Below are 12948 nucleotides of genomic sequence, written 5' to 3' on the forward strand. Positions count from 1 at the left end.
GGCTTGTTTTTTCTCTCTTCACAATACCCTTACTATGACTATGCTTTTTGCGCATAGATATAATGCTAAAGTTTCATTTAATTCATAGACCTATCAGATCTAGACTAGAGTTAATGTTTAGCCATGTGTGGAGAACCCCATGTTTCAAGCTTTGATTTTGAATCAAGAAGATAAACGTACTCTGGCCAGTATTGAGCAGATTGATGAAGCGCAGTTGCCGGAAGGTGACGTGCTGATCGCCGTCGATTATTCATCACTGAACTACAAAGATGGCCTGGCCATCACGGGCAAAGGCAAAATTATTCGTCAGTTTCCAATGGTGCCGGGCATCGATCTGGCAGGCAAAGTGATCAGCTCACAGGATGCACGCTATCAGGCAGGTGACGATGTGGCCCTCACTGGCTGGGGCGTGGGCGAAAACCACTGGGGCGGTATGGCGCAAAAAGCACGCCTCAAAGGTGACTGGCTGGTTCCGCTGCCACAAGGCTTTGATGGCAAACAAGCGATGATGATCGGCACCGCCGGTTTTACCGCGATGTTGTGTGTCCAAGCACTGCTTGATGCCGGTATCCAACCGCAGGACGGCGAAGTTGTGGTGACTGGCGCCAGTGGTGGTGTGGGTTCTGTCGCAGTGACTCTGCTGGCCACGCTGGGTTATCGAGTGGCCGCGGTGACCGGTCGCGCGGAACAAAACGGTCCGCTGTTAGAAAAACTGGGCGCGAGCCGCATCATCGACCGCAGCGAGTTTGAAGAGCCAGCACGCCCGCTGGAAAAACAAGTGTGGGCCGGTGCGATTGATACTGTTGGCAGCAAAGTGCTGGCGAAAGTCCTGGCACAGATGGACTACAACAGCGCCGTTGCCGCGTGCGGTCTGGCAGGTGGTTTTGATCTGCCCACCACCGTCATGCCATTTATTCTGCGCAACGTGCGCCTGCAAGGTGTCGATTCGGTCAACTGTCCGCGCGAAAAACGCATTGCCGCATGGGAAAAACTGGTTGAACTGCTGCCTGCGAGTTACTTCGAGCAAGCGTGTACCGAAATTGGTCTGGAGCAAGCGCCGCAATACGCGCAAGATATCACTAATGGTCAAGTCACCGGCCGCGTGGTGATCAAGCTGTAATTTTCGCGCTCACGACGTTCTCTATCTCAAGGCCCTAATCGGGCCTTGATTCGTCTAAGCCCATATCTTCAACCCGCTTGGCAATCAATTTGCTGCACTCCTCCTTCACCATGCTACGCAGCCACTCCTGCGCCGGGGAATGTTCGCAGCGCGGATGCCAAATCATCGAATAATCGAACGGCGTAAAGGAAAACGGCAGTGGCTTCACCACTAGGTCATAACGTTCCGCGACCAGATACGCCAAGTCTGCCGGTACCGTGATGATCAGCGGCATGGTGTCGATAATCGCCAACGCCGCTTCCAAGTGATACGCCCTGAGCACCATTCGTCTGGAAGGTAATCCTTCCAACGCCTGATCAAGCAGCGCTTTTACCCCATCACTGATGGCAATCATTGCATGAGGGAAATCGAGATAATCCTGCAAGGTCATCGACTGCTGCGCCAACGGATGGTGACGCGAGAGTAAGCACAGCACCCCGACACGCCCCAGCACTTCACTTTGCAGCGGTTCGACCGAACGAATCAGACGACAAATCGCCAGATCGGCGCCATCGTAAGTGAGCTGATCCACTAAACGTTCGTGTTGCAGCGGCAGAAACTCAAACGCCACATTGGGCGCTTCCTGATAAATACGCGGCAACGCAAACGGCAAAATGGTCTGCATCGCGTAATCAGTGGTCGCAATGGTAAACGTCTGAGCACAGGACTTGGGATCAAACTCGGCTGGTGACAACAATTGACGCAGGCTTTCCAGCGGCTCACCGAGTTCACGGTTAAACGCCAGTGCTTTTTCGGTCGGGATCAGATGCTGCCCCTGACGGGTAAACAGCGGATCATCAAGCAGGCTGCGCAGGCGGCCAAGCACACGACTCATGGCTGACTGACTGAGATTAAGCCGCTCCGCCGCTTTACTGACGCTGCACTCTTCCACCAAAACCCGCAATGCAATCAACAGATTGAGATCGCGGCGATAAATATCTTCCAATTCCACACTGAAGTCCGGGGTTTATGACGAATAGGGAGAGTGTAACCAATAGGCAAAAAAAATCCCGCCTTTCGGCGGGGAAGCCCAAGAAAAATGGGGATAGTGTCGGAATGTAATTGAGCGTAGTTTGACAAGTGTGTGTTAATGTTCTTGCTCACCAGATGCACCTTGCCAGCGATGCATCTCGAGCCAAATCCCAAATATCGAAGCACTCACGCCGAGTAGCGGCATTAATGAGGTTTCGGCTGGTGATCGCATCACAAGGGCGCAAAAGGAAATAAAACACAGAACCGAGTAGATGGTCAGTCTGTCCAGTGCTGTCAACATATTGCACTCCTTAGCGATTTGTTACCAACTTGTTAACCAAATTAAAACAAAAAGATCACTTTGCCAAGCGCTTATTGAATATTTTTTCCTCGCCAGTATTATCTAGGCCTAATTTGTGACATCCATTAGGTTTGACCATGACTTTTAATCCTGAATTAGCCACGTTAGTTTTAGAAGCGGAAGGATTACGCTGCCCAGAGCCAGTGATGATGGTCAGGAAGACGATTCGTACGATGAAAGACGGTGAAGTGCTGCTGATCAAAGCCGATGACCCATCGACGACACGCGACATTCCGAGCTTCTGCCGCTTTATGGATCATCAGCTGCTCGCGGCAAAGACCGACGAGCTACCCTACCAGTACCTGATAAAAAAAGGGCTGGAGTAGAGAGACAAAAAAGGCTGCCAATGGCAGCCTTTTGTTTATTCTTGCTGTTCGATTGAGCGGATTTCCGCCTGTAAACGATGAATCTGCTTTTGCATCGCGCGCATTTCTTCATGCATCGGAATGATGTGAGCCACTCGAATCCAGGACTCAACCGTAAGTCCGGCCATAATGATGGCACCCGCCACCATCGGTAACCACATATCCGTTAACGACATGCCAAGCAAAGTTAACGCCAAACCAAAAGTAAACAAGTAACTCTGACTTTTAGCGCTCATTCCCATATAACGTGTCAGCATAAACCTACCCTCTCGCGATGATGGTTGACCTTTACACTAGCATGACAAGTATGACATGAATATGGCGAATATCACTCTCTGCACCGGAAATCATCAGAGCGTGATCTGTGCTAATGGTTTGTTTCAACGAACGTTTATTTTTCAGAAAAACGCCGCGCCAACCGCTAACGCGGCAAACAGCGCTGCGGTCACTTTACGGATCAGCCCCAGCGGCATTTTGTCGGCCGACAATTTACCGATCAGCACCACTGGCACGTTCGCCAGCAACATACCGATAGTGGTGCCGAGCACGACCCACGACAAAGCATCCGCGTACTGCGCCCCCAGAATCGAAGTCGCGATCTGGGTTTTGTCGCCAATTTCCGCCACAAAAAACGCAATGAAGCTGGCGACAAACGGGCCACGGTTGGAAATGTCTTCGTCATCATCGAGTTTATCCGGGATCAGTACCCAGGCGGCCATCGCCAAAAAGCTCACCACCAGCACCCATTTCAATACGTCAGGCGACAGATAATCGGCCACGACAACCCCGAGCCACGCCGCCAAGGCATGGTTGGCGATAGTAGCCAGAAAAATAGCAGCAATAATAGGGATCGGTTTACGGTATCGACTGGCGAGTAATAACGACAAAAGCTGGGTTTTATCCCCGATTTCGGCCAGTGCAACAGTAGTAATAGAGATAGCTAAAACGCTCACGACTTGCTCATTGGGGCAGGGATAATTATATAACCATAGACAAACAGACACGCCCCACCCCGGTTCGTGATGTTTGTCTAAGGTCTTGCTAAACCCGGTAGGCACCGAGTCTCGAACGCCATGGTGATTGTGCACCAATTGTGTTGACGAACGAACCGACCAAATGAAGTGATTTGATCGATAAGCTACTCCCCAAAGACGGGATGAATTCTATCCAGCCTCGCCACGAATCTCAACCCCAAGATGGCGAAAAGCCGCAACATTGAGAAATTTGCGCCGCTTAAACGACAAAAACTCCATTAAAAGAGATTTTCGCCGATTAATTAAGCAAGATTTCCTCTACTTTGTCGGGGAATAACTCGGTATACTTGATCGTTATTTTTTATCAATTCAGACAGAAGAATCGCGCGAACCTGACTATGCAAAAATACGATATCAAAACCTTTCAGGGTATGATCCTCGCGCTGCAGGATTATTGGGCCCAACAAGGCTGTACCATTGTTCAACCATTAGATATGGAAGTGGGCGCAGGTACGTCTCACCCAATGACATGCTTGCGTGCTCTTGGTCCTGAGCCAATTGCCACGGCGTATGTTCAGCCATCACGTCGTCCGACTGACGGCCGCTACGGTGAGAACCCAAACCGTCTGCAACACTACTACCAATTCCAGGTCATCATTAAACCGTCACCAGACAACATTCAGGAACTGTACCTGGGTTCTCTGGAAGTGCTGGGCGTTGACCCACGTGTACACGACATTCGCTTCGTGGAAGACAACTGGGAAAACCCAACGCTGGGCGCTTGGGGTCTGGGCTGGGAAGTGTGGCTGAACGGCATGGAAGTGACGCAGTTTACTTACTTCCAGCAAGTAGGCGGCCTGGAGTGTAAACCGGTAACGGGTGAAATCACTTACGGTATTGAGCGTCTGGCCATGTACATTCAGGGCGTGGATTCTGTGTATGACTTGGTATGGACCGATGGCCCTCTGGGTAAAGTCACCTACGGTGACATCTTCCACCAAAACGAGGTGGAACAGTCTACTTACAACTTCGAACATGCAGATGTTGATTTCCTGTTCACCTTCTTCGATCAGTGCGAAAAAGAGTGTGTCCACCTGTTGGAACTGGAAAAACCGCTACCATTGCCAGCGTACGAGCGCATTCTGAAAGCGGCGCACGCGTTCAACCTACTGGATGCGCGTAAAGCGATCTCCGTAACCGAACGTCAGCGCTACATTCTGCGTATTCGCAACCTGACCAAGTCAGTTGCCGAAGCTTACTACGCATCTCGTGAAGCTCTGGGCTTCCCAATGTGTAAAAAGTCCGAAGAGAAGTAAGGGGAAGACGTCACATGGCAAAAGAATTTTTGATTGAGCTGGGTACGGAAGAACTGCCTCCAAAACAACTTCGTACCCTGGCTGAAGCGTTTGCAACAAACTTTGCAACAGAACTGCAAAGCGCAGACATCGCACACGATGGCGTAACCTGGTACGCCACCCCACGTCGTCTGGCACTGAAAGTGGCTAACCTGGCCGAAGGTCAGCCAGACAAAGTGGTTGAAAAACGTGGTCCTGCGGTTAGCGTGGCATTCGATGCTGACGGCAACCCAACCAAAGCAGCGCAAGGCTGGGCACGCGGCAACGGTATTACCGTTGAGCAAGCAGAACGCCTGGTCACCGACAAAGGTGAATGGCTACTGTTCAAAGAGCAGGTAAAAGGTCAGGACACGTCTGCTGTGGTCGTTGATATGGCCGCCAAAGCACTGGCAAACCTGCCAATCGCCAAGCCAATGCGTTGGGGCGATAAAGAAACTCAATTCATCCGTCCGGTAAAAACCCTGACGATTCTGTTCGGCAACGAACTGATCGAAGGCGAAATTCTGGGCGTGAAATCAGACCGCATCATCCGTGGTCACCGTTTCATGGGTGAACCTGAATTCACCATCGATTCGGCTGAGCAGTATCCAGCGATTCTGCTGGAGCGCGGTAAAGTGATTGCTGATTACGAAACCCGTAAAGCGATGATCATCGACGGCGCACAAAAAGCCGCGGCAGAACTGGGCGGTATCGCCGATCTGGAAGACGATCTGGTTGAAGAAGTGACCTCGCTGGTGGAATTCCCGGTTGTCCTGACGGCGAAATTTGAAGAGAAATTCCTCAAAGTTCCGGCAGAAGCGCTGGTATACACCATGAAAGGTGACCAGAAATACTTCCCGGTTTACGACGCCCACAAGCACCTGCTGCCAAACTTTATCTTCGTGTCAAACATCGAGTCCAAAGAGCCTCGCCATGTTATCGAAGGTAACGAGAAGGTGGTTCGTCCCCGCCTGGCGGATGCGGAGTTCTTCTTCAATACGGACCGTAAGAAGCCGCTGGTTGACCGTCTGCCACAGCTGGAAAATGCGATTTTCCAGAAAGAACTGGGCACCATCAAAGACAAAACCGATCGCATTACCGAACTGGCTGGCTACATTGCCGAGCAAATCGGTGCGAATGTGGAGCAATCCAAACGTGCAGGTCTGCTGGCCAAGTGTGACCTGATGACCTCGATGGTGTTTGAATTTACCGACACCCAAGGCGTGATGGGTATGCACTATGCTCGCCACGACGGTGAAGCGGAAGAAGTAGCTGTTGCACTGAACGAGCAATACATGCCGCGTTTTGCTGGCGATGAACTGCCAAGCAACGGTGTTTCATCTGCACTGGCCATGGCCGACAAGCTGGATACCATCGTAGGTATCTTCGGTATCGGTCAGGCACCAAAAGGCAGCGACCCGTTTGCTCTGCGCCGCGCGTCTCTGGGCGTACTGCGTATCATCGTGGAATACGGCTACAACCTGGATCTGGTGGATTTGGTCGCAAAAGCGAAATCGCTGTTTGGCGATCGCCTGAGCAACGACAACGTTGAGCAGGAAGTGATCGAATTCATGCTGGGCCGTTTCCGTGCCTGGTATCAGGACGAAGGCTTCAGCGTGGACATCATTCAGGCCGTGCTGGCACGTCACCCAACCAAACCAGCTGACTTCGACCAACGCGTGAAAGCGGTATCGCACTTCCGTGCACTGGAAGCCGCTGAAGCTCTGGCGGCGGCGAACAAACGTGTGGGTAACATCCTGGCGAAATTCGACGGCGAACTGGCGCAAGAGATTGACTTGGCTCTGCTACAAGAAGATGCGGAAAAAGCGCTGGCTGAAGCAGTAGAAGTGATGACTGAAGCGCTGGAACCAGCATTTGCCACTGGTAACTACCAGCAGGCACTGAGCCAACTGGCGGGTCTGCGTGAACCTGTTGACGCATTCTTCGACAACGTGATGGTCATGGCCGATGATGAAGCGCTGAAGAAAAACCGTCTGACGCTGCTGAATAACCTGCGTAACCTGTTCCTGCAAATCGCGGATATCTCGCTGCTGCAGAAATAAGTGCTCATTAAGCAGTAAACTGTTCAAGCCCAACTCCTCGGAGTTGGGCTTTGTTTTTTGATCTAAGACAAAATAGTACTTTGCCTCGCAAAAGCATTGCGGTATGTTCAAGAACTACTCTAAATGGCGGAGATTCCTCCCGCTAAACGACAATATACAAACACAACTCTTTTAGGCAGTCGAACAATGCAGTTTTCAACTTTTGGCGAGAAATTTAATCGGTATTCCGGTATTACCCAGTTAATGGACGATTTGAATGATGGTTTGCGCACACCGGGTGCCATCATGCTCGGAGGTGGTAACCCGGCCGCCATTCCGGAAATGCTCGATTACTTCAAACTCACCAGTGAAGAGATGCTCGCCGACGGCTCTCTGATTGCCGCCATGACCAACTACGACGGCCCACAGGGCAAAGATGTGCTGGTGAAAGCATTGGCCACACTGCTGCGCGACACCTACGGCTGGGACATCAGCGAAAAAAATATCAGCCTGACCAATGGCAGCCAGAGCGGTTTCTTTTATCTGTTCAATTTGCTGGCCGGCCGTCAGCCTGACGGCAGCTTTAAGAAAATTCTGCTGCCATTGGCACCGGAATACATCGGCTATGGCGATGCGGGCATCGACGAGGATATCTTTGTCTCCTACCATCCGGAAATCGAACTGCTCGACAATGGCCTGTTCAAATATCACGTTGACTTTGAGCAGCTTAAAGTCGATGAGTCCGTGGCCGCCATTTGTGCATCCCGCCCGACCAACCCGACCGGCAACGTACTGACGGAAGAAGAGGTACATAAGCTAGACAAACTGGCGCGCGACAACAACATTCCGCTCATCATCGACAACGCTTACGGCGTGCCGTTTCCCAACATCATTTTTGAAGATGTGGAACCGTTCTGGAACGACAACACCATTTTGTGCATGAGTCTGTCCAAATTGGGCCTGCCAGGCGTGCGCTGCGGGATTGTGATTGCCAGCGAAGCCATCACTCAGGCGCTGACCAATATGAATGGTATCATCAGCCTCGCCCCGGGCAGTGTCGGCCCAGCGTTGGCGCACCGCATCATTGAAAAAGGTGATCTGCTGCGTCTAAGCCAGGAGGTGATCAAACCGTTCTACCGCCAGAAATCGCAACGTGCGGTGGAATTGTTGCAACAGGCTATCAACGACCCGCGTTTTCGCATTCATAAACCAGAAGGCGCTATTTTCTTGTGGCTGTGGTTTGATGAGCTGCCAATCACCACCATGGAACTGTACCGCCGCCTCAAAGCACGTGGCGTACTGATCGTGCCGGGTGAGTATTTCTTTATTGGCCAGAAAGAGGACTGGGCGCATGCCCATCAATGCTTACGTATGAACTACGTGCAGAGCGATGACGCGATGCAGCAAGGCATTGCCATCATCGCTGCAGAAGTGCAGAAAGCATATTTGGAAGGTTAATCTCCGCACACAAAAAAGCCCGCCGAAGCGGGCTTTTTCATTATTGATTCTCAAGTAAATTCTTGCCGTTGATGGCAATTTTACGTGGCTGCATCGCCTGCGGAATTTCACGTTCTAAGTCGATGTGCAGCAAACCTTTTTCCATCACTGCACCAATCACTTTCACGTAATCTGCCAGTTGGAACTTACGTTCAAAATCGCGTTCCGCAATGCCCTGGTAGATGTAGTTTTTGTTCTCTTCCGGCTGACGTTCACCACGGACAATCAGCGTATTTTCTTGCTGAGTAATGTCCAGCTCTTCCTCCGCGAATCCAGCTACCGCCATGGTAATACGGTATTTGTTCTCTTCTTGTTGTTCGATGTTGTATGGAGGGTAACCGCCCTGAGCATTTTTCGCGGCGCTGGCTTCCATCATGTTCAGCAGACGGTCAAAACCAATCGCGTTACGGTATAAAGGTGTGAAATCTACAGTTCTCATAATCGCTATCCTTCTATGAAGCAATATTATTGATGATCAACAGATGAAGCCGACTCTCCCTTAGGACGAATCTCTGGAAACCCGCTTACCGCAGCATTTCCTGCTTCACTAATAGATATATGGTCATCATTTACGCTTTCAAGGCGCATAAAGAAAATTTTTTGCAGCACCGATGGCAAAGGCCGAAATCGGTGGTGGGTAAGGTGCTGTACAGCGAGCTTTGGCATCTGCAGTAAAGAAAAACGGCGCACCAAAGTGCGCCGTTTGTATATCAGAGAGGGAGCGGACTTATACGTCCAGGTTCGCCACTTTCAGTGCGTTGTTTTCGATAAACGCACGACGCGGTTCAACCTGGTCACCCATCAGTGTGGTAAACAGCTCATCGGCACCCACAGCATCATCGATGGTCACTTGCATCATACGACGAGTTTCCGGGTCCATGGTGGTTTCCCACAGCTGATCCGGGTTCATCTCACCCAGACCTTTGTATCGCTGTACAGACAGGCCACGACGTGACTCTTTGATCAACCAGTCCAGTGCAGCAGCAAAGCTGGTCACAGGTTGTGTACGCTCACCACGTTGAATGTACGCACCCTCTTCAATCAGACCGTGCAACGCTTCTGACAGCTCAGCCAGTTTGCCGTACTCTCGTGAGTTCAGCAGATCCACGCTCAGCAGGTAATCGTGAGTCACACCGTGCGTACGTACCTTCACTTTTGGCGAGTAAACGTTCTGTTCGGCGTTGTGCTCAACCACGCAGTTGTACTGACTCGCGCCCACTTCTTTCGCGTTCAGCTGTTCAATCAGCTGTTGGCTCCACGCTTCCACTGCAGCCTGATCCTGACACTGTTCAGCAGTCAGACGAGGCATGTAGATGAATTCGTGTACCAGCGAGTGCGGGTAGCGGCGGCTCATACGTTCAATCAGTTTGATGGCGGCATTGTACTGCTGTACCAGTTTCTCCAGAGGCTCACCCGCCAGTGCAGGCGCATCCGGGTTCACGTGCAGCTCAGCGTTATCCAGCGCCAGAGAAATCTGGTACTGGTTCATCGCATCTTCATCTTTGATGTACTGCTCTTGTTTGCCTTTCTTCACTTTGTACAGTGGTGGCTGAGCAATGTAAATGTAACCACGCTCGATCAGCTCCGGCATTTGACGGTAGAAGAACGTCAGCAGCAGCGTACGAATGTGCGAACCATCGACGTCCGCATCGGTCATGATGATGATGTTGTGGTAACGCAGTTTATCCGGGTTGTACTCGTCACGGCCGATACCGCAGCCCAGTGCGGTGATCAGCGTGGCCACCTCTTGCGAAGACAGCATCTTGTCAAAACGCGCTTTCTCTACGTTAAGGATTTTACCTTTCAGCGGCAGAATCGCCTGATTCTTACGGTTACGACCTTGTTTTGCAGAACCGCCCGCTGAGTCACCCTCCACTATGTAGAGTTCAGACAGCGCTGGATCTTTTTCCTGACAGTCCGCTAGTTTGCCTGGCAGACCAGCCAGATCCAGTGCGCCTTTGCGACGCGTCATTTCACGTGCTTTACGCGCTGCTTCACGCGCGCGCGCCGCATCAATAATCTTCGAACAAACGTTTTTCGCTTCGCTTGGGTTTTCCGCCAGGAAATCCGCCAGCTTCTCATTCATGGCTGACTCAACCGCGGATTTCACTTCCGAAGAAACCAGCTTATCTTTGGTTTGGCTCGAGAATTTAGGATCTGGCACTTTCACCGACACCACAGCCGTTAAGCCTTCACGCGCATCATCACCTGATGTTGCCGCTTGGGCTTTCTTCGAGAAGCCTTCTTTGTCCATGTAGTTGTTCAAAGTACGGGTCAACGCACCACGGAAACCAGCTAAGTGAGTACCACCATCACGCTGTGGGATGTTGTTGGTAAAGCAATAGATGTTTTCCTGGAAACCATCGTTCCACTGCATTGCCACTTCTACGCTGATGCCGTCTTCACGTTCAGAGTTAAAGTGGAACACTTTTTCGTGGATTGGTGTTTTGTTGCGGTTGAGGTGGGTCACGAATGCCTGAATACCACCTTCGTACATAAAGTGGTCTTGTTTGTCTTCTTCGCGCTCATCCACCAGCTTGATGGAAACGCCAGAGTTCAAAAACGACAGCTCACGCAGGCGTTTTGCCAGAATTTCGTAATGGAATTCGATGTTGGTGAAGGTTTCAGCGCTTGGCCAGAAACGCACCATGGTACCGCTGCGGTCAGTCTCGCCGATCACAGCCAGCGGCGCTTCAGGAACGCCGTGACGGTAGGTTTGGGTGTGAACTTTGCCACCGCGGTGAATGGTCAGTACCACTTTTTCCGACAGCGCGTTCACCACTGACACACCTACCCCGTGCAGACCACCGGAAACTTTGTAGGAGTTGTCATCAAACTTACCACCAGCGTGCAGAACCGTCATGATAACTTCTGCCGCAGAGACTTTTTCTTCAGGGTGGAGCTCGGTCGGAATACCACGACCGTCATCGCTGACCGATACCGAGTTATCTTCGTGAATGGTCACGATGATGTCTTTACAGTAACCCGCTAACGCTTCATCAATCGAGTTATCCACCACCTCAAAAACCATGTGGTGCAGACCGGTGCCATCATCAGTGTCGCCGATGTACATACCCGGACGCTTACGTACCGCGTCTAGACCCTTCAGTACTTTAATACTCGATGAATCGTAATTATTCGACATGAGTTACTCTCTCACTATTTATCCTTGCCCTATTGTGCCATGTTCCACATGAAACATCTTGCTGTTAGGCTCGATCATGTCGGCAACCTGGCTTTCAGTAATAGAACTTACAAAAACTTGAGCCCCCGTCGCTTTCAAGCAATCGGCTAGACGCTTGCGACGCTGGCTATCGAGTTCGGAAGCAAAATCATCGATAAGATAGATACATTGCTTCCCGGTCAGCTCGGTCAAATGCTGCCCTTGCGCGACACGCAGGGCGCAAACCATCAATTTGAGCTGGCCTCGTGACAGAACATCTTCCACTGGCGTTCCGTTCACTTTAATCTTTAAATCTGCTTTGTTAGGACCGCTGAACGTGTATCCAAGCAATTGATCACGCTCGAAGTTTTTTTGCAGTATCTCATGATACGGCGTCTCTTTTTCCCAGCCCCGATAATACTTCAATGTAATCTCGAATTCTGGCAAAAATGTGCGACACAACTCCTCTGCCACACTTTTCATCTGCTCAACATACGCACTGCGCCACTGGTCGATATTTTCCGCCAGTCTGGCCAGTTCCTGATCCCAATAGCTGAGCTCGCGATAGCTGCTCGCGGTCTTGAGCAGCGCATTACGCTGTTTGTTGAGCCGTTTGAACCGACCCCAGGCATCAAAGAATGCCGCTTCGGTGTGAAACACGCCCCAGTCGATAAACGCGCGGCGCTGTTTCGGTCCGTCCGTGAGCAATTCAAACCCTTCCGGGTGAATCAGTTGCAATGGCAGAACCTGAGCCAATTGCGCCAACTTTTGTCCGGACTGACCGCCTATTTTAACCTCTGTTGAGCCGTCGCGCTGCTTATTAATGCCAATCGGTAGCTCAAATTGATCCGAGGTCAAAAAACGACCGTGAACAAAGAGTTCCGGACACTCGTTCTGAATTACGCGCCCGGTCAGAGCACTTTTGAAAGAGCGGCCATGACCAAGCAGATAGATGGCTTCCAGCACGCTGGTTTTGCCACTGCCATTGGGGCCAATAAGAAAGTTAAAGCCTGATGACAATTGAATATCACAGGCTTTAATGTTGCGAAATTGCTGAACAATCAGTCGGGTAAGCGGCATT

At 51.1% G+C, this 12948-nt stretch carries 12 protein-coding genes and 1 riboswitch; of the genes, 5 read left to right on the forward strand and 7 right to left on the reverse strand.

From position 1 onward, the window contains the following. Window positions 1-139 precede the first annotated feature (139 nt). A complete protein-coding gene (locus LGV68_RS20445; RefSeq protein ID WP_158125553.1) occupies window positions 140-1120 on the forward strand; it encodes an MDR family oxidoreductase in 981 nt (326 codons plus the stop codon). Window positions 1121-1154: 34 nt separating this feature from the next. On the opposite strand, the gene LGV68_RS20450 is transcribed toward LGV68_RS20445, so the two are convergent. Both LGV68_RS20450 and LGV68_RS20455 read right to left on the reverse strand, forming a co-directional pair. Continuing rightward, window positions 1155-2111 carry a LysR family transcriptional regulator gene (locus LGV68_RS20450; protein WP_020332589.1) on the reverse strand — a complete coding sequence of 319 codons (957 nt, stop codon included), beginning with the start codon at window positions 2109-2111 and terminating at the stop codon, window positions 1155-1157. A 135-nt stretch (window positions 2112-2246) separates the two neighbouring features. Beyond that, on the reverse strand, window positions 2247-2432 hold the full coding sequence (locus LGV68_RS20455; RefSeq protein WP_024374367.1) for a hypothetical protein: 186 nt from the start codon (window positions 2430-2432) through the stop codon (window positions 2247-2249). Between the two features lie 137 nt (window positions 2433-2569). On the opposite strand from LGV68_RS20455, the gene tusA reads away from it, so the two are divergent. Next, on the forward strand, window positions 2570-2818 hold the full coding sequence (gene tusA, locus LGV68_RS20460; protein WP_020332591.1) for a sulfurtransferase TusA: 249 nt from the start codon (window positions 2570-2572) through the stop codon (window positions 2816-2818). Window positions 2819-2853: 35 nt separating this feature from the next. Here the strand turns inward: tusA and LGV68_RS20465 are convergent, their stop codons facing one another. Together LGV68_RS20465 and LGV68_RS20470 are read right to left on the reverse strand one after the other, a co-directional pair. Beyond that, window positions 2854-3114, reverse strand: a complete 261-nt coding sequence (locus LGV68_RS20465; RefSeq protein ID WP_020332592.1) for a hypothetical protein — start codon at window positions 3112-3114, stop codon at window positions 2854-2856. A 141-nt stretch (window positions 3115-3255) separates the two neighbouring features. Further along, complete coding sequence (locus LGV68_RS20470; RefSeq protein ID WP_020332593.1) at window positions 3256-3810, reverse strand: TMEM165/GDT1 family protein; 555 nt, start codon at window positions 3808-3810, stop codon at window positions 3256-3258. Window positions 3811-3901: 91 nt separating this feature from the next. Then, a riboswitch (yybP-ykoY riboswitch) is annotated at window positions 3902-4016 on the reverse strand. 213 nt (window positions 4017-4229) lie between these two features. Here LGV68_RS20470 and glyQ point away from each other — a divergent pair. The 3 genes from glyQ to LGV68_RS20485 all read left to right on the forward strand — a co-directional run bounded on the left by glyQ (window position 4230) and on the right by LGV68_RS20485 (window position 8665). Beyond that, the gene (glyQ, locus tag LGV68_RS20475; RefSeq protein WP_024374365.1) at window positions 4230-5147 is read left to right on the forward strand and encodes a glycine--tRNA ligase subunit alpha; all 918 of its coding nucleotides are present in this window, start codon (window positions 4230-4232) and stop codon (window positions 5145-5147) included. A 14-nt stretch (window positions 5148-5161) separates the two neighbouring features. Then, window positions 5162-7228 carry a glycine--tRNA ligase subunit beta gene (gene glyS / locus LGV68_RS20480; protein ID WP_047461808.1) on the forward strand — a complete coding sequence of 689 codons (2067 nt, stop codon included), beginning with the start codon at window positions 5162-5164 and terminating at the stop codon, window positions 7226-7228. 186 nt (window positions 7229-7414) lie between these two features. Next, window positions 7415-8665, forward strand: coding sequence for a valine--pyruvate transaminase (locus tag LGV68_RS20485; protein WP_222756884.1), 1251 nt, complete (start codon window positions 7415-7417; stop codon window positions 8663-8665). A gap of 40 nt (window positions 8666-8705) precedes the next feature. On the opposite strand, the gene LGV68_RS20490 is transcribed toward LGV68_RS20485, so the two are convergent. The 3 genes from LGV68_RS20490 to recF all read right to left on the reverse strand — a co-directional run bounded on the left by LGV68_RS20490 (window position 8706) and on the right by recF (window position 12947). Further along, entirely contained in the window at window positions 8706-9143 is a 438-nt protein-coding gene (locus LGV68_RS20490) for an Hsp20 family protein (RefSeq protein ID WP_020430395.1), read from the reverse strand. A gap of 288 nt (window positions 9144-9431) precedes the next feature. Beyond that, the gene (gene gyrB, locus LGV68_RS20495) at window positions 9432-11849 is read right to left on the reverse strand and encodes a DNA topoisomerase (ATP-hydrolyzing) subunit B (protein ID WP_020430391.1); all 2418 of its coding nucleotides are present in this window, start codon (window positions 11847-11849) and stop codon (window positions 9432-9434) included. A gap of 18 nt (window positions 11850-11867) precedes the next feature. Next, entirely contained in the window at window positions 11868-12947 is a 1080-nt protein-coding gene (gene recF / locus LGV68_RS20500; protein ID WP_020430389.1) for a DNA replication/repair protein RecF, read from the reverse strand. Window position 12948 lies beyond the last annotated feature (1 nt).

Origin of the sequence: Vibrio sp. LQ2, from assembly GCF_023920125.1 — a bacterium.
Lineage (GTDB): Bacteria > Pseudomonadota > Gammaproteobacteria > Enterobacterales > Vibrionaceae > Vibrio > Vibrio fluvialis.

Coding starts and splice junctions, on each gene's coding strand:
- LGV68_RS20445 (WP_158125553.1), top strand. CDS start 140: ATGTTTCAAGCTTTGATTTTGAATCAAGAAGATAAACGTACTCTGGCC.
- LGV68_RS20455 (WP_024374367.1), bottom strand. CDS start 2,432: ATGTTGACAGCACTGGACAGACTGACCATCTACTCGGTTCTGTGTTTT.
- tusA (WP_020332591.1), top strand. CDS start 2,570: ATGACTTTTAATCCTGAATTAGCCACGTTAGTTTTAGAAGCGGAAGGA.
- LGV68_RS20465 (WP_020332592.1), bottom strand. CDS start 3,114: ATGCTGACACGTTATATGGGAATGAGCGCTAAAAGTCAGAGTTACTTG.
- glyQ (WP_024374365.1), top strand. CDS start 4,230: ATGCAAAAATACGATATCAAAACCTTTCAGGGTATGATCCTCGCGCTG.
- glyS (WP_047461808.1), top strand. CDS start 5,162: ATGGCAAAAGAATTTTTGATTGAGCTGGGTACGGAAGAACTGCCTCCA.
- LGV68_RS20485 (WP_222756884.1), top strand. CDS start 7,415: ATGCAGTTTTCAACTTTTGGCGAGAAATTTAATCGGTATTCCGGTATT.
- LGV68_RS20490 (WP_020430395.1), bottom strand. CDS start 9,143: ATGAGAACTGTAGATTTCACACCTTTATACCGTAACGCGATTGGTTTT.
- gyrB (WP_020430391.1), bottom strand. CDS start 11,849: ATGTCGAATAATTACGATTCATCGAGTATTAAAGTACTGAAGGGTCTA.
- recF (WP_020430389.1), bottom strand. CDS start 12,947: ATGCCGCTTACCCGACTGATTGTTCAGCAATTTCGCAACATTAAAGCC.